This is a genomic window from Variovorax paradoxus, from assembly GCF_902712855.1.
GTDB lineage: Bacteria > Pseudomonadota > Gammaproteobacteria > Burkholderiales > Burkholderiaceae_C > Variovorax > Variovorax paradoxus_Q.
In genome coordinates this window covers 463786-483556 of record NZ_LR743508.1, presented here as the reverse complement: position 1 = coordinate 483556, position 19771 = coordinate 463786, and the positions used below count along the sequence as shown (strand labels likewise).

24 protein-coding genes are annotated in these 19771 nt (G+C 70.0%); 23 read left to right on the top strand and 1 reads right to left on the bottom strand.

The genetic code is table 11. The features are described from left to right. The first annotated feature begins 63 nt into the window (after window positions 1–63). Window positions 64–627 (top strand): EF-hand domain-containing protein, encoded by a 564-nt coding sequence (locus AACL56_RS28735; RefSeq protein ID WP_339093411.1) that lies wholly within the window; start codon window positions 64–66, stop codon window positions 625–627. Window positions 628–657: 30 nt separating this feature from the next. Here the strand turns inward: AACL56_RS28735 and AACL56_RS28730 are convergent, their stop codons facing one another. Continuing rightward, entirely contained in the window at window positions 658–1659 is a 1002-nt protein-coding gene (locus tag AACL56_RS28730) for a helix-turn-helix domain-containing protein (RefSeq protein WP_339093410.1), read from the bottom strand. Window positions 1660–2291: 632 nt separating this feature from the next. On the opposite strand from AACL56_RS28730, the gene AACL56_RS28725 reads away from it, so the two are divergent. The 22 genes from AACL56_RS28725 to AACL56_RS28620 all read left to right on the top strand — a co-directional run bounded on the left by AACL56_RS28725 (window position 2292) and on the right by AACL56_RS28620 (window position 19757). After that, window positions 2292–3053: a sensor histidine kinase gene (locus AACL56_RS28725; protein ID WP_339093409.1), complete on the top strand. Its 762-nt coding sequence runs from the start codon at window positions 2292–2294 to the stop codon at window positions 3051–3053. A gap of 58 nt (window positions 3054–3111) precedes the next feature. Then, window positions 3112–3480 (top strand): hypothetical protein, encoded by a 369-nt coding sequence (locus tag AACL56_RS28720; protein ID WP_339093408.1) that lies wholly within the window; start codon window positions 3112–3114, stop codon window positions 3478–3480. A gap of 50 nt (window positions 3481–3530) precedes the next feature. Further along, window positions 3531–4133, top strand: coding sequence for an NAD(P)H:quinone oxidoreductase (gene wrbA, locus AACL56_RS28715; protein WP_339093407.1), 603 nt, complete (start codon window positions 3531–3533; stop codon window positions 4131–4133). A 24-nt stretch (window positions 4134–4157) separates the two neighbouring features. Continuing rightward, the gene (locus AACL56_RS28710; protein ID WP_339093406.1) at window positions 4158–4544 is read left to right on the top strand and encodes an OsmC family protein; all 387 of its coding nucleotides are present in this window, start codon (window positions 4158–4160) and stop codon (window positions 4542–4544) included. Window positions 4545–4554: 10 nt separating this feature from the next. Next, window positions 4555–5748, top strand: coding sequence for a bifunctional alpha/beta hydrolase/OsmC family protein (locus AACL56_RS28705; RefSeq protein ID WP_339093405.1), 1194 nt, complete (start codon window positions 4555–4557; stop codon window positions 5746–5748). Beyond that, on the top strand, window positions 5745–6230 hold the full coding sequence (locus AACL56_RS28700) for a carboxymuconolactone decarboxylase family protein (RefSeq protein ID WP_339093404.1): 486 nt from the start codon (window positions 5745–5747) through the stop codon (window positions 6228–6230). The genes AACL56_RS28705 and AACL56_RS28700 overlap by 4 nt, the downstream gene beginning before the upstream one ends. Beyond that, window positions 6227–6751, top strand: coding sequence for an Ohr family peroxiredoxin (locus AACL56_RS28695; protein ID WP_339093403.1), 525 nt, complete (start codon window positions 6227–6229; stop codon window positions 6749–6751). Before AACL56_RS28700 ends, AACL56_RS28695 begins: the two co-directional genes overlap by 4 nt. 308 nt (window positions 6752–7059) lie before the next feature. Next, window positions 7060–8745 (top strand): electron transfer flavoprotein-ubiquinone oxidoreductase, encoded by a 1686-nt coding sequence (locus AACL56_RS28690; protein ID WP_425337087.1) that lies wholly within the window; start codon window positions 7060–7062, stop codon window positions 8743–8745. A 71-nt stretch (window positions 8746–8816) separates the two neighbouring features. Continuing rightward, window positions 8817–9080, top strand: coding sequence for a ubiquitin carboxyl-terminal hydrolase 14 (locus tag AACL56_RS28685; RefSeq protein ID WP_339093401.1), 264 nt, complete (start codon window positions 8817–8819; stop codon window positions 9078–9080). Window positions 9081–9257: 177 nt separating this feature from the next. Beyond that, window positions 9258–9590, top strand: a complete 333-nt coding sequence (locus AACL56_RS28680) for a hypothetical protein (protein ID WP_339093400.1) — start codon at window positions 9258–9260, stop codon at window positions 9588–9590. 44 nt (window positions 9591–9634) lie between these two features. Continuing rightward, window positions 9635–10453: an alpha/beta fold hydrolase gene (locus AACL56_RS28675; RefSeq protein WP_339093399.1), complete on the top strand. Its 819-nt coding sequence runs from the start codon at window positions 9635–9637 to the stop codon at window positions 10451–10453. Window positions 10454–10582: 129 nt separating this feature from the next. Continuing rightward, window positions 10583–10813, top strand: a complete 231-nt coding sequence (locus AACL56_RS28670) for a hypothetical protein (protein WP_339093398.1) — start codon at window positions 10583–10585, stop codon at window positions 10811–10813. Beyond that, window positions 10810–11409: a peroxiredoxin-like family protein gene (locus AACL56_RS28665; protein ID WP_339093397.1), complete on the top strand. Its 600-nt coding sequence runs from the start codon at window positions 10810–10812 to the stop codon at window positions 11407–11409. The genes AACL56_RS28670 and AACL56_RS28665 overlap by 4 nt, the downstream gene beginning before the upstream one ends. A 125-nt stretch (window positions 11410–11534) precedes the next feature. Beyond that, window positions 11535–12542, top strand: a complete 1008-nt coding sequence (locus AACL56_RS28660; RefSeq protein ID WP_339093396.1) for a bestrophin family protein — start codon at window positions 11535–11537, stop codon at window positions 12540–12542. A 189-nt stretch (window positions 12543–12731) separates the two neighbouring features. Further along, window positions 12732–13211: a carboxymuconolactone decarboxylase family protein gene (locus AACL56_RS28655; protein ID WP_339093395.1), complete on the top strand. Its 480-nt coding sequence runs from the start codon at window positions 12732–12734 to the stop codon at window positions 13209–13211. A gap of 29 nt (window positions 13212–13240) precedes the next feature. Further along, the gene (locus AACL56_RS28650) at window positions 13241–13996 is read left to right on the top strand and encodes an SDR family oxidoreductase (RefSeq protein ID WP_339093394.1); all 756 of its coding nucleotides are present in this window, start codon (window positions 13241–13243) and stop codon (window positions 13994–13996) included. A gap of 175 nt (window positions 13997–14171) precedes the next feature. Further along, window positions 14172–14756: a YceI family protein gene (locus tag AACL56_RS28645; RefSeq protein ID WP_339093393.1), complete on the top strand. Its 585-nt coding sequence runs from the start codon at window positions 14172–14174 to the stop codon at window positions 14754–14756. Window positions 14757–14766: 10 nt separating this feature from the next. After that, window positions 14767–15138, top strand: coding sequence for a c-type cytochrome (locus AACL56_RS28640; RefSeq protein WP_339093392.1), 372 nt, complete (start codon window positions 14767–14769; stop codon window positions 15136–15138). An 8-nt stretch (window positions 15139–15146) separates the two neighbouring features. Further along, a complete protein-coding gene (locus AACL56_RS28635; RefSeq protein ID WP_339093391.1) occupies window positions 15147–15641 on the top strand; it encodes an Ohr family peroxiredoxin in 495 nt (164 codons plus the stop codon). Between the two features lie 98 nt (window positions 15642–15739). Continuing rightward, a complete protein-coding gene (locus AACL56_RS28630; RefSeq protein ID WP_339093390.1) occupies window positions 15740–16384 on the top strand; it encodes a response regulator transcription factor in 645 nt (214 codons plus the stop codon). 27 nt (window positions 16385–16411) lie between these two features. Next, window positions 16412–17026, top strand: coding sequence for a response regulator transcription factor (locus tag AACL56_RS28625; RefSeq protein ID WP_339093389.1), 615 nt, complete (start codon window positions 16412–16414; stop codon window positions 17024–17026). Further along, complete coding sequence (locus tag AACL56_RS28620) at window positions 17019–19757, top strand: ATP-binding protein (protein ID WP_339093388.1); 2739 nt, start codon at window positions 17019–17021, stop codon at window positions 19755–19757. Before AACL56_RS28625 ends, AACL56_RS28620 begins: the two co-directional genes overlap by 8 nt. The last annotated feature ends 14 nt before the right edge of the window (window positions 19758–19771 follow it).

Here is a 19771-nt window from a genome sequence, read left to right as displayed (position 1 = left end):
TCCGGCGCGATGCGAAGCACTCCTGCTTCGCCGACCACCATGACCCATGGAGCGAACCTGCCGATGAGACCTGTCAATTCATTCCAGTACTTCCAGACCGCCATGCAGTCGCCCTACGGCGGCAAGGCGGCGTCCACCGCGCAGGCCGGCCAGTCCCTGGCGGGCCTGCTCGCGGGCGGTGCGGACGCCGGTACGGCCGCCGGGCCGGCGGCTTCCACCCAGGTCGTGCTGAGCGCCGACGCGCGCGTGCTCGCCGACTTCGCAGGCAAGGGCATCGCCATGACGATGCGGCGGCTCGATGCGCCGCTGGATGCATCGCAGTCGCCGGCCGTTGCCGACCCGTCGGTGACGAAGGACGACTTCGAGCGGCTGCTGGCGCAACTCGGCGCCACGCAGCAGGAAAAGAACCAGATCCAGGCCGGGCTCGACACCGACCGGAGCGGCGACATCTCGCGCAACGAACTGCTCAAGGGCCTTGCGGCCACGAACGGCGCGACCTCGGGCAGCCAGACCTCGCAGGCGCTGCTGCACCTGATGGACCGCAACGGCGACGGCAACGGCCGTGTCGATGCGCAGGAGTTCGGCGGCTTCACCGCGGCCTTCCTCGACGCCGAGAAGCGCGCCTGACGCGCCTCGGGCTGCTGCCCTGCGCCGGGTTCAGTCGCCCGAGGGCTCCGGCGGCTGCGCGAGCGAGGCGGCCATCAGCCGGAAGCGGCCGGGCGGCATGCCGTACGAGGCCTTGAACGCGCGCGCGAAATGCGCGTCGCTGTTGAAGCCGTTCTCGAAGGCGATGGTGCCCACGGGCCGATGCAGGTTCTTCGGATCGAGCAGCGCCTGGCAGCTGCGCTCGAGCCGGGCGTTCCAGATCAGCTTCTCGGGACTGAGCGACTCTCCGGCGAAGGCCTTGTAGAGATAGCGCGTCGAGCAGTTCATGGCGCGCGCCACGGCCTCGACACCGAGCTCGGCGTCGGCCGCATGGGCGCTCACGAACTGCGACGCGCGCAGCCGCAGCATCGCGAGGCTGTCCGGTGGCGCGCGGTTGCGCCGCCGTTCTTCCTCGAGCACCGCGGCGAGCAGGCCGATGGCGGCATCGGCAAGCAATGCCGCAGCTTCGCCCGCGATGTGCGAGAGCTGCGCTTCCACGGTTCGCAGGAAGCTGCTCATCACGCCGTCGATGCCGTTGCGCGGCTGTGGGTCGGCGCCCTGTGCCCCGGCGCCGCGCGATGCCAGCATCGGCGCAACCTTCATGCGCCCGAGCCGGCGGCGCGGGATCTGCAGTCCGAAGAAGACGGCGTCGGTGGCCACGTTCCAGGTGCAGGCGCGGCGCTGGTCGCGCACGACCCAGTCGCCGTCGCCCAGCGGCGCGGATTGCTCTCCCGCGGTGAGCGTGGCCGTGCCTTCGACCAGCACGGCCAGCAGCACGTCGTCGCTGCCGGCCTCGCCGGAATCCCGGGGAAGCTGCGTCACGCACGAGGCCGGCATCGCCATGCGCACGGCGGTGATGCCGCCCATGTCGTACACGTCGCAGCGGGTCTCGCGAGAGAACAGGGCGGGCGTGTCGGTGTGCAGCAGCCCGAAGAACGGGTTCGCCGAGAGCGCCCGCGTGGGCGGATGGCCGTTCGTGTCCGCGGATGGCGTCGGGTCTGACTCTTCTTTCATGATGGCGTTGTCCGTTGTGCTGCGTTCCGGATTGCCCCCGCTGCGACGGCGGCGGCGCGCCGGCCCCTGTCGCTGCCGGCGACGCGAACCACCCTGCCGGTGAACTGCTTCATGTGACGATCCTGTGCATTGAGATGGAAAAGCCGCGGTCCGCCGATCCGTGCAAGACGGCGGCCGGGTGCATGGCGGCTGGAGACGCGTTCGCGTCTCACGAAGCAAGGACGGATGAGCCGTGTGTTTTGTGACAGGTTTTTTCGGCCCGCCCGTGCCCGCGTCGCGTCAGCCTTCACTTCGTCATCGGGTCGATTCCATGTTAGGGACGAGGCCGCCCCGGTCAATCGCCCGGGCCTCGGACGAAGCATCCAGAAACCCCGAACGATCGAGGTGCCGAAGGCCCCGCCGGCGCGCCGATTGGTGCGCCGCCGACAACACGGTGCGCCGCTGCACAGGCCTTCCGCCGGAAGGGGGCGCTGCCTAGCATCGATGTGTTCGCAACACCTCCGGCCACACCCGATGCGGCCATCCGCCCGGATCACCATGAAGCCTTTCCACATGCCCGGCACCAGCCGGCCCCTCGACTCCCGTTTCCTCGCGGGGCCGCTGTGAACACGACCGCGTGGAGCCCCTGCGGCATGCAGGCAACGTCCGATGCGGCCGCGCCGGCCCGGCGCGATCCGGGTGCGGCGGTGCGCCTGCGCTGCGCCACCCGGGACCGCGCGCTGGCCGTGGTGTCGCACGAGCTCAAGCAGCCGCTCAACGTCATCCAGATGAACGCGAAGCTGCTGCAGCGCCTGCCCGCGTCGACCGCCCACATCCGCGGCATTGCCGAGTCGATCCAGCGCGCCATCGAGAACCAGACGCGGATCATCAACGACCTGCTCGACTTCTCGCGCGTGCGGACCGGCAAGCTGGCGCTGCATTGCGCACAGGTCGATGTCGCCGAACTGGTGCTCGGCCTTGTCGCGGCGCTGCGCAGCAGCTGGACGCGGGGCAGCATCCGCACCGAAGTGCGCGCGGCTGGGCCGCTGCCGTGCCATGCGGATGCGGTGCGGCTCGAACAGATCGTGGGCAACCTGCTCGACAACGCCATGAAGTTCTCGCCCGAAGGTGCGGAGATCGTGGTGCGCATCGGCGCCGAGGACGGCTTCGCCAGGCTGTCGGTGGCCGACTCCGGCTGCGGCATCGCACCCGAATTCCTGCCGCATGTCTTCGGCCTGTTCAGCCAGGCCGGCGCCGCCGCCGAAGGCTTCCACGGCGGCTTGGGCATCGGTCTGGCGCTGGTGCACGGCCTGACGGTCGCGCACGGCGGCTTCGTGAAAGCGACGTCGGCCGGCATCGGCCATGGCGCCGAGTTCAGCGTGTGGCTGCCTCTTTATCGCAACGGTCGTGCCTGAGCGGCGCGGTCGATTCCTTTCCTCCACTGCCCACCGGCGCCCAACCGATCGAAGCCTCATGAAAATCTCCCTCGCTCCCTCCCTCGACGCGCGCCATCAGGGCGCGCTTGCATCGAGCGTCCTGTCGGCGTGGTACGACGCCACCCCCGCCATCCTGCGCCTGTGGGCCATCCAGCCCGCGGGAGAAGACGACGGCACCGGCCTGCGCGTGGTCGTGATGCTCGCGCCCTCGATCGACGGCGACGAAACCGACCTGCTCTGGATGGCGCAGGGCCCGGGGTGGGCGCAGGAACTGCGCCGCCAGCTTGCAGGCGCCGTGCAGCTCGAATGCATCGATGGCCCGCTGCCCGAAGAGTTCGAGATCGACGGCGATGGCGTGGTGCTGTCCACGCTGCACTGGCGCGACGTCACCTCGTTCCAGGACTGAGCGCTGCGACTTTTCCGATCCTCAACCGACCACCCACCCGAAAGCAATCCATGAGCAAGATCCTCGTTCTCTACTACAGCATGTACGGCCATCTCGAGCAGATGGCGCAGGCGGTCGCCGAAGGCGCGCGCAGCGTTCCGGGCAGCGAGGTCACGCTCAAGCGCGTGCCCGAGACCATGTCCGCCGACGCGCTGCGCCAGGCGGGCGGCAAGGCCGAGCAGGCCGCCCAGATCGCCACCGTGGCGGAACTGCCGGGCTACGACGCAATCCTGTTCGGCACGCCCACGCGCTTCGGCAACATGGCCGGGCAGATGCGCACCTTCCTCGACCAGACCGGCGGGCTGTGGGCCGCGGGCGCGCTGGTCGACAAGATCGGCAGCGTGTTCACTTCGACCGCCACGCAACACGGCGGCCACGAGACCACGATCACGTCGTTCCACACGACGCTGCTGCACCACGGCATGGTCATCGCGGGCGTGCCCTACTCGTGCGCCGGCCTGACGAACATGAACGAGATCACCGGCGGCTCGCCCTACGGCGCGGGCACGCTCGCCGGTTCCGACGGCCAGCGCATGCCGACGGCCAACGAACTCTCGATCGCACGCTTCCAGGGCGAACGCGTGGCGCGGCTCGCCGCGCGCCTGGCCGATTGACACTGCGCGCGAACGGGAACTTCCATGACCCATGCCACCGCCAGCATCGGCCGCGACCTCTACCGCACGCAGATCGAGACGGGGGCCGGGCACCGGCTCGTCGCGGACGAGCCGGTCTCGCTCGGCGGCGCGGACGGCGGACCCGCCCCGTACGACCTGGTGGTTGCCGGCCTCGGCGCCTGCACCGCGATCACGCTGCGCATGTACGCCGACCTCAAGGCATGGCCGCTCGCGTCGGTGCAGGTGCAGTTGCGCCTGGCGCGCGAGAACAACGAGATGGTGGTCGAGCGGCTGCTTCACATCGAAGGGCTCGACGACGCGCAGAAGGCCAGGCTGGCCGAGGTGGCCGAGCGAACGCCGGTCACGCTCACGCTGAAGTCCGGCCTGCAGATCCGCACTACCCTGGCCTGAAGGAAACGCCATGCCGACACGTCCGTTCGACTTTCAGAATCGCGAAGGCCAGCGCCTGTCCGGCACGCTGGAGATGCCCGAGGGCATCCAGCGCGGCTGGGCGCTCTTTGCCCATTGCTTCACCTGCGGCCGCAAGAACCTTGCGGCGGTGCGCGTGGCGCGCACGCTGGCCAGCGTGGGCATCGGCGTGCTGCGCTTCGATTTCACCGGCCTTGGCGACAGCGAGGGCAGCTTCGCCGACTCGAGCTTCAGCCTCAACGTGCAGGACCTGGTCTGCGCCGCCGCCGCGATGCAGGCCGCGGGCATGGCGCCCGCGCTGCTGGTCGGCCACAGCCTGGGCGGCGCGGCCATCCTCGCAGCCGCGGGCAGCATCGCGAGCGCGCGTGCCGTCGCCACCATCGCCGCGCCATTCGACGTGGCGCACGTGCTGCACCTGCTCGACCCCGAGGGCCTGGCACGGCTGCAGATGCAGCAGCAGGCGCTGGTGCAGGTGGCCGGCCGGCCGTTGTCGGTGGGCAAGGCCTTCGTCGACGACCTGCGCGGCCACGACCAGGGCGCGCGCATCGCCGCGCTGCGCCGCCCGTTGCTGTTGCTGCACGCTCCGCGCGACCAGACGGTGGACATCGAGAACGCCACCCACATCTTTCTGGCGGCGCGGCACCCGAAGAGCTATGTCTCGCTCGACGATGCGGACCACCTGCTGTCGAAGCGCGAGGATGCCGAGCATGCGGCGAACCTGATCGCGACCTGGGCGCTGCGCTACCTGCCCGAACCCTCCGCGCCGCAAGCCAGCGTGGGCGATGCCGTGGCCGAGGAAACCGGCCTCGGCAAGTTCCAGCTGGCACTGCGCTCCGGCGGATCGCGCTGGCTGGCCGACGAACCCGAGACCGCCGGCGGGCTCGGCTCCGGTCCGACACCCTATGACCTGCTGGCTTCCGCACTCGCGGCCTGCACCACCATGACGCTGCGCCACTACGCAGACGGCAAGGGCTGGCCGGTGGAGCGCATCCGCACCGCGGTGAACCACCGCCGCGACAAGGACCGCTCGCCGCCGGACGTGTTCAGCCGGCAGGTGGCCATCGAGGGTGCGATCGACGCGGGGCAACGCGCGCAGCTGATCGACATCGCGCAGAGATGCCCTGTGCACCGCACGCTGGCACAGGGCGCGGCCTTCGATGACGTCATGCCGGAACCGCCGCAGTGAACGCCGGGGCGGCATCGATGGACATCGAGAAGATGACCGCGTCGCACGAACGCATTGCGCAGATCGTCGACAGGTGCGTCGCGCAGTCCGCGCTCTCGCAGTCCCTGTGCGGCCTTGCGCACCTGCGGGTCTCGCAGATCAACGGCTGCGACGCGCGCATGGACGCGCACTTCCTGTCGCTGCTCGGTGCGGGCATCGCCATCGAGAAGCTGGCGCTCGTGTCGGACTGGCGCGATGCTGGCACCGGACTCACGCCGCGCGAGCGGGCCGCGCTTGCCTGGGCGGAGGCGCTGCTGGCGACCGGCGAGGCGCGCGCCGCGCATGCGCAGTACCAGGAGGTCGTCGCCGTGCTCGAGCACGACGAGCTCGTGGCGCTCAGCCTGTCGATCGCGCTGGAGAACGCACGCAGCCAGCAGGCTGTCGCCGGGTTGCGCGGGCAGGCCGCAGACACCGGCACCACCAACGAAAGGGCACCGACATGATCGCACTCGCCTGCGATGCAGACACCGGCCATGCCGGCACCGGCAGCACCACCGCGCTTCTCGCGCCCTACACCGGCGCCGAGGTGCTTCCGCTCTACACCACCACTGTCGCCGTGTCCGGCGGCGAGGCGCGGCATGCGCGAGCCTCGGGGCGCGCGGTTTCCGACGACGGCAACCTCGACCTGGTGCTGCGGCAGCCGCCCGAGCTCGGTGGCGATGGCGGCGGAACGAATTCGCAGCAGCTGTTTGCCGCCGGCTTCGCCGCGTGCTTCCACGGCGCGATGACGATCGCCGCCGCGTCGCGGCGCATGCGCCTGCCGCCGCACGTCGACATCGCCGCCACCGTCTCGTTCGGGCGCGATCCGGCAGACGGGCTGTTCCTCATCACCGCGGAACTCGAGGTGAGCCTGCCGCACATGAACGCCTGCGAGGCCGCGGCGCTGGTGGCGGATGCGGAACGCATCTGCCCGTACACCAAGATGTCGCGCGTGGGCATGCGCTCGTCGATCAGGTTCGTCTGATCGCCGCCGCGCGCATCCGTCGCTTCGCGCATTGGTGAGCTGCGCTCAACACCATGGTCCGTCGCGCGGGCCTACCGGCGCGCGTGCGCGCTACCTACGATCGGTTCACAGGGCTGCCACAGGACGCAGCCCGACGATTTGCCTTCCGCCTGTCGCAACGAAGATGACGGGTGTCAGATTGCCGAGGCGGCTGTAACGAGGCGTGCACTTTCCATCCGTTCGTGCACGGGACGAACTCACGTCGGCGCGGACTCTTCCGTGCAAATCCGACCAGCAACACGGCAACGCGACAGGCGGAGGGCGCCCACATGGAGCGCCGCATGACCGACCCGGTCCCTTCCTCTCCCGCCGATCGACGCGACAGGATCGACTACGACCTCGTGATCGTGGGCGGCGGCCCCGCAGGCATGGCGGCCGCGATACGCGCGAAGCAGCTGGACCCCAAGGTTTCGGTGGCGGTGCTCGAAAAGGGCAGCGAGCCCGGCGCCCACATCCTCTCGGGCGCGGTGATGGACACGCGGGCGCTCGATGAGCTGCTGCCCGACTGGAAGGCGCTCGGCGCGCCGCTGAACCAGCCGGTGACGGCCGACGAGTTCCTCTTTCTCGGCAGGCAGCGGACGTTCCGCACGCCGCATTTCCTGGTGCCCAGATGCTTCCGGAACCGCGGCAACCACGTCATCAGCCTCGGCAAGGTCGTGAAATGGCTGGGCCAGCACGCGGAGGGCCTCGGCGTCGAGGTCTTCGCGGGTTTCGCCGCGACGGAAGTGCTGTACGACGCGCAGGACCGCGTGATCGGCGTGGCGACCGGCGACATGGGCGTGGGACGCGACGGCAAGCGCACCGCGGCCTTCCAGCCGGGCGTCGAGCTGCGCGGCAAGTACACCGTCTTCGCGGAAGGCGCACGCGGCCAGCTCGGCCGGCAGCTGATCGGGAACTTCGGGCTGGCCGAAGGGCGGGACCCGGTGAGCCATGCGATAGGGCTCAAGGAGACCTGGCGCGTCGATCCCGCGCAGGCCCGTCCCGGCCTCGTCGTGCACACAGCGGGCTGGCCGATGCGCGGCGATGCCTTCGGCGGCGGCTTCATCTACCACCTCGAGGACAACCGCGTGTCGCTCGGCTTCGTCATCGGGCTCGACTACGCCAACCCATGGCTGAGTCCGTTCGAGGAATTCCAGCGCTGGAAGACGCATCCTGCGGTGCGCGCGCACATCGAGGGCGGCACGCGTCTGGGCTACGGCGCGCGCGCCATCAACAACGGCCTGCCGCAAAGCCTGCCCCGCACCGTGTTTCCCGGCGGCGCGCTGGTGGGCTGCGACGCCGGCTACCTGAACGCGGCGCGCATCAAGGGCAGCCATGCCGCCATCAAGACCGGCATGCTGGCGGCCGAGGCCGTGTGCGACGCGCTGCGCGATGGCCGCTCGGGAGACGAGCTGACTGCCTATCCGCAGGCGTTCGAGCGCAGCTGGCTGCGCGCCGAGCTGCAGGAGTCGCGCAACTTCAAGCTGTGGTTCAAGTACGGCACGGCAGTGGGCACGCTGATGACCGGCGTGGAGCAGTGGCTCCTGCCGCGCCTCGGCATCCGCACGCCGCCGTGGACGCTGCACGGCAGGCGGCCCGACCACGAGAGCCTGCGCCCGGCCGACCAGTGCGAACCCATCGCGTACCCGAAGCCCGACGGCAAGCTCACTTTCGACCGGATGAGCTCGGTGTACCTGAGCAACACCCACCACGTGGAAGACCAGCCGGTGCACCTGCGCCTGCGCGACGCGAACGTGCCGGTGGCCGTCAACCTGCGCACCTACGCGGGCCCGGAGAGCCGCTATTGCCCCGCGGGCGTGTACGAGTTCCTGAAGAACGGGCACGGCGAGGACCGCCTGCAGATCAACGCGCAGAACTGCGTGCACTGCAAGGCCTGCGACATCAAGGACCCGACCCAGAACATCGTGTGGACCGCGCCGCAAGGCGGCGACGGGCCCGGCTACGAAGCGATGTAGGCACGCACCGCCTCCGCCTTCCTTTCTTTCTTTCTTCCACCCACGCGGCATCGCCGCACGGAGACACCGACATGACCGCCACCTGCACGCACACCGACCAGATCCGCGACGTTACACCGTCGGCCCAGGGATGCGAGGACTGCCTGCGCACCGGCGGGCGCTGGGTGCACCTGCGGATGTGCCTCGCCTGCGGGCACGTCGGCTGCTGCGACTCCTCGGAACGCAAGCACGCCACTGCCCACTTCCACGAGACGGGCCACCCGGTGATCCGGTCGGTGGAGCCGGGCGAGGACTGGCGCTGGTGCTACATCGACCAGGTCCACGTGCGCGCCTGAGCCGGGCAGGCGCTGCGCAGGCCGCATTGATGCCGCGCGTGCAACATGGAAGTACCCGCCGCAGCACTACCGCCACCGGGTTGCGAAAACTAGCATCGAGTCCGTCTCGCGATCACCGCGGACCGGCGCCTCAGTCGCCCTGGGGCCGGGCCTCCAAGGGCCTTCTGGGGACTCACCATGACGCAGCGCATCCGCACCTCGGCGCGACAGCCTTCCTTGCCGTCTTCGCCTTCTCCATCGCCGGCCGCGGGTCGCCTCGAGATGGCCTTGCGCCTCGGCTACATGGGCATCTGCCTGTTGGCCATCGCTGCGGCCGGCGTGCTCGCCAGCGGCCAGGCCGCCACCGCCGCGCTGAGCATCGCCACGGTGGCGGTCGCGGCACCGCCGGCGCTGCCGCAGGACATCTGCACCACCAACACAACCACCGCGGCGGCAACGGCCATCGCACCAACGGGCCGTGCATGCGCGAATCCGCTCGCGCGAGGCGGCAGTGCGTCCGGCGCCTGCTGAAGGCCCACCCCTTTCCAACCACCTCTCCTCACGAAGGAACCGACATGAAGAAACTCCTGCAACTCGCTCGTGCCGCGGCGGCCATCGGCCTCGCGGCGCTGCACCTCGCGACACCCGTCGCCGCGGCCACGCCCGCCGCGCCGCCCGACCGGCCCACCGTCGTGCTGGTGCACGGGGCGTTCGCCGAATCGGCCAGCTGGAACGACGTGGTGCGCGACCTGCGCGCGCGCAGCTTCCACGTGATCGCGGTGGCCAATCCGCTGCGCGGCGTGAAGTCCGATGCGGACTACGTCGGCGCGGTCGTCGATGCGGTGAAGGGGCCGGTCGTGCTGGTCGGGCACTCGTACGGCGGCTCGGTGATCTCGGCCGCGGCGGAAGGCAAGGCCAACGTGAAGGCACTGGTCTTCGTGGCCGCGTTCGCACCCGAAGTGGGCGAGTCGGCGGCCGACCTGTCGGGCAAGTTCCCCGGCAGCACGCTCGGCCCCACGCTCGCCCCACCGGTCGCGCTGCCCGGCGGCGGCAAGGACCTCTACATTCAGCAGGACAGGTTCGGCAACCAGTTTGCGGCCGACGTGGCACCGCGCATGGCGCACCTCATGGCCGTGTCGCAACGCCCCATCACCGAAGCCGCGCTCGGCGAGCCCGCCCCCGCGGCCGCATGGAAGTCGGTGCCCTCGTGGTTCATCTATGGCGACCGCGACCTGAACATCCCGCCGGCCGCGCTGTCGTTCAGGGCCGAGCGCGCGAAGTCGATGAAGACGGTGGTGGTCAAGGGTGCGTCGCACGTGGTGATGGTGTCGAAGCCGGGCCCGGTGACGCGGCTGATCGTCGAGGCCGCCGCTGCGAATCCGCCGCGCCCCTGAGGCATTGGTGCCTGCCATGCAACACCGTGGTCCCCTGCGCCGGCCTACCGGCGGCACGCCGCAGTCACTACGCTTGCCTGGACGCAGCCGGCAAGAGCCGGTGCGAGCCAGTGCCCCAGGAGATTCGTCATGAAACCGTCAATTCCCACACCTCGCGATCCGTTGCCCGACGGGCGTGCCGATGCCCTCGTGCGCAGGCTGCAAGGCATCGCGAGCACCGCCGTGGTGATGGGGGCGGTGGTGGCCGGCTCGGTGGTCGCGGCATCCGAAGCGCTGCAGGAGGCGCCCGGCGACGCCATCGTGGTGTTCCGCGATGCGCTGGCGGGCAGCTTCGCCCGCGTCGGCGGGAGGCTGCCATGACGCCCGCCGGCATGCTGGCCGAAGCCGACGAGGTGTTCGACGCCACCGGCATCGCGGCGCGCGCGGTGCGTGCAGGCGACAGCGCCCCCGACGTCACGCTGCCCGATGCAGCGGGCAGCCCGGTGCGCCTCGCGGACCTCTGGCAGCGCGGACCGCTGGTGATCGTGTTCTACCGCGGCGGCTGGTGCACCTACTGCAACCTGCAGCTGCGCGCATGGCAGCAGCAGTCGGCCGAACTGGACCGCCTCGGCGCCACGCTGGTGGCGATCTCGCCGCAGACGCCCGACAACTCGATGAGCACCGCCGAGGCGAACGCCCTCGCATTCACGGTGCTCAGCGACTCCGCGCTCGACGCGGCCAACGGCTTCGGCCTCGCCTACGCGCTGCATCCCGACCTGGTCGACTACTACGGCTCGGTGGGCACCGACATTCCCGTGCTCAACGGCAACGGGCAGTGGGTGCTGCCGGTGCCCGCGACCTACGTGGTCGACAGCGCGGGCCGCATCCGGTTCGCGCTGATCGAGGAAGACGTCCGCCGGCGCGCCGAGCCGCGCGACGTGCTCGCCGCCATCGAGGCGCTGCAGCAGCAACCGTAGCCGCCGCGCCGGCTGCAGTTCGTCGGTCCATACAGCGCGAGCGCGGTCCCGTCCGGGGTCGGCGCTCGCGCACGCACTTGCAGATCCATTCCACCGAATTTCCCCCACCTGCGCGAGAGATCACCATGCATCTAGGCAAGCACTACAAAGTCTCCGAATTCATCGTCTGGACGCGGCGGCAGATCTACCTGCTGCTGGCCGTGGGCGTGGTGCCGGTGCTGCTCTACCAGGTGCTCGGCCTGCGGTGGCTCACCATTCCGCTGACCGTGGTCGGCCTGCTGGGCACCGCGACCTCGTTCATCGTCGGCTTCAAGAACGTCCAGACCTACAACCGCACGATCGAGGCGCAGCACCTGTGGACCTCGATCCTCAACAGCAGCAGGTTCTGGGGAACCAGCGTGCGCGGCTTCATCGCGCACCCGGGCGACGCGCGCGAACTCGTCGACCGGCATGTCGCGTGGCTCACCTGCCTGCGCTACGAGCTGCGCAGCCCGCGGCCTTGGGAAACGGTGAACAACGCATCGAATGCGGAGTACCGCGATGCCTACCGCATTCCGGAGCAGGACGTGGCGCTCGAAAGCGAGCTGCGCAAGCATCTTGGCGCCGCCGAGCACGGCCGTGTCTGCGACGCGAAGGACAAGGCGACGCAGGTGCTGTGGCTGCAGAACAGCGCGCTGAAGCGCATGCTCGACGAGGACCGCATCTCGCTCACGGTGTATGTCGAGCTCAACAAGGTCCAGAAGGAGTTCATCGACCAGCAGGGGCGTGCCGAGCGCATCAAGAACTATCCGTACCCGCGGCAGTACGCGATCATCAACACGCTGTTCGTGTGGGCCTTCTGCATCCTGCTGCCGTTCGGCCTGCTGAAGGAATTCGACAAGCTCAACGAGGGCATCGGCGGGCTGATGCAGGGCTGCATGGTGTGGCTGGTGATTCCCTTCAGCGCCACGATCTCGTGGATGTACACCTCCCTCGAGCAGGTCGGAGAGAGCACCGAGAACCCGTTCGAGGGCAGCGCCAACGACGTGCCGATCACGCTCATCGCGAGAACGATCGAGCGCGAGCTGAAGGAGCTGATCGGCGCGACGGACCTGCCCGCTCTGCCCGTGCCGGTGAACGAAATCATCCTGTGAGCCCGGCCTTGCCGCGCCCTGCGCGGCGCGCATTGTTGCGCTTCGCTCAACACCGTGGGGCCGCCCGAAGGGCTACCGGGCGGCGGACCCCACTCCTACGATCAAGGCTCATCTCGCGATCCTTCGCAAACGGGTAGCCCAGCCGCTCTGAGCTTCGGCATCTGCCGATTCATCTTCAAGGACCCAGCCATGACGCAGCGTGTCAAGTACACCGAACAGTCTCCCGAGATCTTCAGGAAATTCGTCGAGTTCCTCAACGCGATCAAGGAAGGCGCCATCGAAGAGCCGATCCGCAACCTCGTTTCGATCCGCACGTCGCAGCTCAACGGCTGCACGTTCTGCCTGGACATGCACATCAAGCAGGCCAGGATCCAGGGCGAGCGCGAACTGCGCCTGCTGCACCTGGCCGCGTGGCGCGACTCCACGCTGTTCATTCCGCGCGAGCGCGCCGCGCTGGCCTGGACCGAAGCGCTGACCAGGCTCTCCGACCAGGGCGTGCCCGACGACATCTACGAGCGCGTGCGCACGCAGCTGTCGGAGAAGGAGATCTCCGACCTCACCTTCCTGGTGATGTCCACCAACGCCTGGAGCCGGCTGAACATCGCCTTCAAGACGGTGCCCGGATCGTCCGACAAGGTCTTCGGCCTGGACAAGGCCAAGCTCGCCTGAACCACGCAACCCACCCAAGGAACACCATCATGAAGATCGTTGTCATCGGCGGCTCCGGCCTCATCGGCTCGAAGGTCGTCAACAAGCTGCGTGAAGCCGGGCACGAAGTGCTCGCCGCATCGCCCGCCTCGGGCGTGAACACCATCACCGGCGAAGGCCTCGATGCCGCGCTGGCCGGCGCACAGGTCGTGCTGGACGTGGCGAACTCGCCGTCGTTCGAAGACAAGGCCGTGCTCGAGTTCTTCCAGACCGCGGGCCGCAACCTGATGGCCGCCGAAGCCAGGGCCGGCGTGAAGCACCACGTGGCGCTGTCGGTGGTCGGCACCGACCGCCTGGGCGAGAGCGGCTATTTCCGCGGCAAGATGGCGCAGGAAGCGCTCATCCGCGAGTCGAAGATTCCTTACACCATCGTGCACTCGACGCAGTTCTTCGAGTTCCTGGGTTCCATCGCGCAATCGGGCGCCGACGGCAACACGGTGCACCTGTCGCCCGCCTTCGTGCAGCCCATCGCCTCGGACGACGTGGCTGCCGCGGTGGCCGACTTCACGCTCGGCGCACCCGTCAACGGCGTGGTCGAGATCGCCGGTCCGGAGCGCGTGCGCCTGTCGGACCTGGTGTCGCGCTACCTCAAGGCCACGAACGACACGCGCACCGTGGTGCCAGACGTGCACGCGCGCTACTTCGGCGCCGAGCTGAAGGACGACACGCTGGTGCCGGGCGACAACCCGCGCATCGGCGCCCTGAACTTCGAGGCGTGGTTCGCACTGCCGAAGGCCCCGCGCTGACACTGCGCCGATGCCGCACCGATGCCAGCGCCTTTGCCGCGGCCGGTCGCGAACACGGGCATCCACGCCAAGGCGTCCCCTGGCGTGCGGTGACCGTTGCAGCGCCCGGCCGCGGCAGAGGTTGCCAGCCCCGGTGCGGTCCCCGGACAACCACCCCCAGATACCCGGTGAAGACATGACCGATACCCTTGCGCCCACCCGGCCGATGCCGCCGCCCCAGTTGCCCGACGCCGTGCGCCGAGGCAGCTACCTGCTGGACCCGGTGCACACGCGCGTGCTGTTCAGCGTGTCGCACTTCGGCATCTCGACCTTTTACGGCGAGTTCCTGCGGCCCACCGGCATGCTCGATCTTTCGTCGTCGCAGCAGGGCGCGGAAGCCGGCGCCCTGACCGTGTCGGTGCCCGTGGCCAACGTGCGGACTTCGGTCGACCTGCTCGACGAGGAGCTCTGCAGCCGCGACTGGCTCGACGCCGGACGCTTTCCGAATGTGACGCTCACCTCCACCTCGCCGGTCTCGCTGGCGAGCCGCGCTTTCCACGTGGCCGGCAACCTGTCGCTGCATGGCGTCACGCGCGAGATCGTGCTGGACGCCACCTTCGTCGGCGCCGGCATCAACCCCGTGAAGCAGGTCTACACGATCGGCTTCGACATCCGCGGCACGCTGCGCCGCAGCGACTTCGGCGTGCTGGCCGCGCTGCCGCAGATCGGGGAAGAGGTCGGGCTGATCGTCAGCGCGGCCTTCGAGCTGCAATCTTCCTGAGGCCACCGCGATGAACGCCATTCGACTCGTCACGACCGCTGCGGCGGCACTGTCCGCGCTGTGCACCGCCGGCGCGCATGCGCAGGACGTCGCTGCCGGCCGGCAGGCCTATGCCCAGTGCGCGGCATGCCACTCGATCGACGGAAGCCCGGGCGTCGGCCCCAGCCTCAAGGGCGTGGTGGGCCGCGAGGCCGGCAGCGCGCCCGGCTTCCGCTTCAGCCGCGCCATGAAGGGCGCGGGTTATCCGTGGGACGCCCGCAAGCTCGATGCCTACATCGCGAATCCGCAGAACGCCGTGCCGGGCAACGTGATGCCCTATGCCGGCCTCGACGACGCGAAGCAGCGTGCCGACCTGATCGCCTACCTGGCGTCGCTGAAGTAGGCCGCGCCATGGGCTCCTTGCAAGCGCCTCCGGTCAGCATCCTGAACCGCTACACCGGGCCGGAGTTCCAGCCTATCTACTCGACGAAGGTCACGGTGAGCGGCGGCGAGGCGGGGCACGGGCGCGCCTCGGGCGTGGCGCGCTCCGACGACGGCAGCCTCGACGTCGAGCTGCGACTTCCGTCCGAACTCGGCGGCAAGGGCGGCGGCACCAACCCCGAGCAGTTGTTCGCCGCGGCCTTCGCCGCGTGCTTCCACGGTGCGCTGACGCTGCTGGCCACGCGCAACAGGATCGCGGTGCGCGATGCCCGCGTGGAAGTGGCGGTGGCGTTCGGGCGCGACCCGATGGACGGGCTCTTCATGCTCACAGCCAACGTGCTGATCCATCTGCCCGGCGTCGAGCGCAGCCTGGCCGAGGAACTCGTGCGCAGCACCGAGCGCTTCTGCCCCTACGCCAAGATGACCCGCAGCGGCATCGCCAGCATCGTGGCGCTGGCGCCGTAGCCCGGCGCGCCCCCATAACAAGGATTGACAGGGTTTAACTGGCCTGCGGAGCGGCGTTTGCGCAGACTTGCTCCAGGACTTCAGAAGGAATCGCGCCCATGACCGCAATGGCCCATGCCCCCCAGATCAACGTGGCGATCGCGCACCACGACCCCTACGTTTCCACCGGCATCGCATCGCTGCTGCGCGCCAGCACCGACTTCACCGTGCAGGCCGGGAGCCCCGAGGCGGCCGACGTGCTCGTGACCGACTACGCCACCGGCGTGCTGCGCGCCACCGCGCCGGTACGTCCGCCTGTGGGCCGGCGCCCGAAGGCGGCGTCGTTCCTCGTCGTCACCGACCAGGACCGCAGCTGGCAGATCCGCCGCGCCGTCGACGCGGGCGTTCGCGGCTACCTGCTTCAGGACTGCTCGGCCAACGAGCTGTCGGACGCGGTGCGCACCGTGGCCGCCGGACGCAGGTATCTGTCGCGCTCGGTGGCCGAGCGGCTGCTGGACACCCTGGCGCAGGCCATCCCGACGGCCCGCGAGCTCGAGGTGCTGCAGCTGATGGCACGCGGGCTGAGCAACAAGGACATCGGCCGGCTGCTGGGCATCGGCGAAGGCACCGTCAAGACGCATGTGAAGGCGATCCTGGCGAAGCTCGGCGAGCCGACGCGCACCGGCGCGATCGCCGAGGCGATGCGTCGCGGCCTCCTGATGGACGAAGAGCCGCCGCATGCCGACACCTCGCTGGCGTCCTGAACCCCTTGAACGAGACACCTCACTGCCATGACAAGACCACCCCAACTCACCATCCGCGTCTGCCATGAAGACCTGCTCGTCATGGCCGGCCTCGTCGCACTCATCGGCCAGGAGCCCGACTTCGACGTCCATGCGGGGCCCGGCCCGGCGGACATCCGCCATGACGTGGCCGACGTGATCGTGGCCGACTACGCATGCGCCCTGGGACTGCTGGCCGCGGCGGCGGCGGCGGGCGCGGCCGGCACCGGCCCGCGCATCGTCGTCATGACGCGCCGCGACAAGGAGGGCGAGGTCCTGCAGGCGATCCACGGCGGCGTGCACGGCTACCTTCTGCAGGACGCCAATCCCTTCGAGCTGATGGATGCCATCCGCCATGTGGCGCGCGGCGGCTCGCGCTACCTCTGCAAGCGCGCGGCGATGCTGTTCGAGAGCAGCCCGCCGCGCACCTGGCTCACGGCGCGCGAGGAAGACGTTCTGCGCTTCCTCGTGAAGGGCGATTGCAACAAGGGCATCGCGCGCAAGCTCGACATTTCGGCCAACACCGTGAAGGCGCATGTCTCGCGCATCTGCGAGAAGCTGCACGCCAGCTCGCGTGCGCAGGTGGCGGTCAAGGCAACGCAGCGCGGGCTGGTCCGTGCCTGAAGCCGACGCAGCCGCTGCAACCGATGCCGGCGGCGCGATCGCCTGGCGCTTCGGTTCGTTCGTGCTGCGCGAAGACCAGCGCCGGCTCGAGCGCCACGGCCGGCCGGTGCGGCTGGGCTCGCGGGCCTACGGCCTGTTGCTCGAACTGCTGAAGCGCGCGGGCGAGATCGTGAGCAAGGACCAGTTGCTTGCGGCGGTGTGGCCCGACGTGGTGGTCGAAGAAGCCAGCGTGCGCGTGCACATGTCGATCCTGCGCAAGGCGCTCGGCGAACCCGACGACGGCAACGGCTGCCTCGAGTGGATATCGAACATTCCGCTGCGCGGCTATTGCTTCCGGGGCCGGGTCCGGCGCGAAGTCGTCCGGTCGAACGGCTCCCTGGCGGAGCATGCGCACGAGAGCGACGAGGCCGCGCCCGCCGGACTGCCGGCGCGCTTCACGAAGCTGATCGGCCGCGACGCGGAAATGGAACGCCTGCTCGCCATGCTCTCGAGCCACCGTCTGGTCACGCTGGTGGGCGCGGGCGGCGTGGGCAAGACCTGCGTCGCGGTGCGCGTGGCCGACCGCTACCGCGAGCGCCACGCATGCGCGGTGCGCTTCATCGATCTCGCGCCGCTCACCTCGCAGGACCACGTGCTGACCACCATGGCGCGCGCCATCGGCGTGCGCGGCGGCGTGCCCGACATCGAGCAGGCCATCGTCCAGCGGCTGGAGAACGCGTCGGCGCTGCTGCTGGTCGACAACTGCGAACACGTGATCGAGACGCTGGCGCCGCTGCTGCACCGCTTCCTGGTGGCGTTGCCGAACCTGCGCATCTTCGCCACCAGCCGCGAAGTGCTGCGCGTGGAGGGCGAGCATGTGCTGCGGCTGCAGCCGCTGGCCGTGCAGAAGCAGGCGCCGGCCTCGCTGGCCGAAGCACTGCATTCGCCCGCGGTGCAGCTGCTGGTCGAGCGCGCCCACGCGGCCGGCGCCGGTGCCTTCGACGACGCGAGCGGCGGGCCGCTGTCGCGGATCTGCCGGCAGGTCGACGGCATCCCCCTGGCCATCGAGCTGGTCGCGGCGCGGCTGGGCGCGCAGGCCGCGAGCGATCTCGCGTTCAGGCTGAACGACCACATGCGCCTGCATTCGGCGCTGCGGCATCCCGCGCTGCCGCGGCAGCGCACGCTCGCCGCCACGCTCGACTGGAGCATCGGCCTGCTCAACCCGTCCGAGCTGCTGCTCTTTCGCATGCTGTCGGTCTTCCGCGCGCACTTCGACGTCGAGGCCGCGCTCGGCGTGGTCGCGAACGAACTCGACCCCGACGTCGCCTCCGACGCGCTGATCTCGCTCGCCGGCAAGTCGCTCGTGGTCTACGACCCCGGCAGCGAGGCGCACGCCCCCTACCGGCTGCTGGACACCACGCGCAGCTATGCCCACGTGCTGCTGGTGCGCGCGGGCGAGCACGAGATGGTGTCGCGGCGGCACGCGCGGCTGATGCAGGACCTGATGGGCAGCGCCACCGCCGACCTGGCGTTGCTTGATGCGCACGAATGGCTGCAGCGCTACGGCGGGCTGCTCGACGACGTGCGCGCCGCGCTCGATGCCAGTCTCGCGCAGCGCGAGGACACGGCCATCGCCGGCGCGCTCACCATCGCCTCCGCGCCGCTGTGGTTCCGCCTCTCGGAGGTGGGCGAGTACCGCGATCGCGTGCAGGCGGCGCTGGACTACGTGCGGGCGCTGCCGCAGCCCGACCTGCTGACGGCCGGCTGGCTGCAGCTGGCGCTCTACAACGCACTGTGGCACACCGGCGGCAGCGTGGCCGACATGACGCAGGCCTGCGAGCGCGCGCTCGAGACCGCGCTGCAGTTCAGGGTCGGCAGCCTCGAGTTCCAGGCCCGCTGGGGCCTGTGCGCGCTCAACGTCACCCGCGGCGACTACCCGTCGGCGCTGACCCATGCCCAGGGGCTGAGCGCCTACGCCATGCAGTCCGAGAGCGAGGTCGCGCGCAACCTGTCGCACCGCATGCTGGCGCTGGCCAGCTTCTTCTGCGGCGAGCTGGCCGACGCCCGCACGCACGCCGAGGCGGCGATGGATGTCGACGGCGCGACGCGGCGCAACCAGGGCAACACCTTCCAGCCCGATGCGCGCACCACGGCCATGGCCATCCTGGCGCGCACGCTGTGGATCGAGGGCGACGCGCGCCTCGCCATGGCCATGGCGGTGCGGTGCATGGACGAGGCCGCGGCGCTCGGCCACGCGATGTCGCTGTGCGTGGCCCTGTTCTGGATCTGCCCCGTGGCGATCTGGGCCCAGGAGCGCGCGGTGGCGCGCGCCTGGGTCGACACGATGCTGCGCGAGACGCAGGCCAAGGGCTTCGACTACTGGCACGAATGGGCGCAGTGCTACGACGATGCGCTCAGGCTGGAGGAGGTGGTCGACCGGGGCGCGCACGTGCGCGAGGTGGCCGGCCGGCTCGCGAAGATGGACGACCCCCGCAGCGAGATGCTCGTCACCTTCTGCGATGAATGGGTCGACGGCCGGCTGGTGGCCCGCGCGATGCGTGGCGGCGGGCAGTGGAGCGCTGCCGAGGTCTACCGCGCGGCGGGCCTGCGGCATGCGCGGCAGGGCCATGCCTCGGAAGCCGAGGCGCTGTACCGGCGCTCGCTCGACCTCGCGCGCGCGCAGGGCGCGGTGGCCTGGGAGCGGCGCGCGGCGGGGGCGCTGGACACGCTGCGCGACGCGAAGGCGGCGTAGGAAAGCCGCTTCGT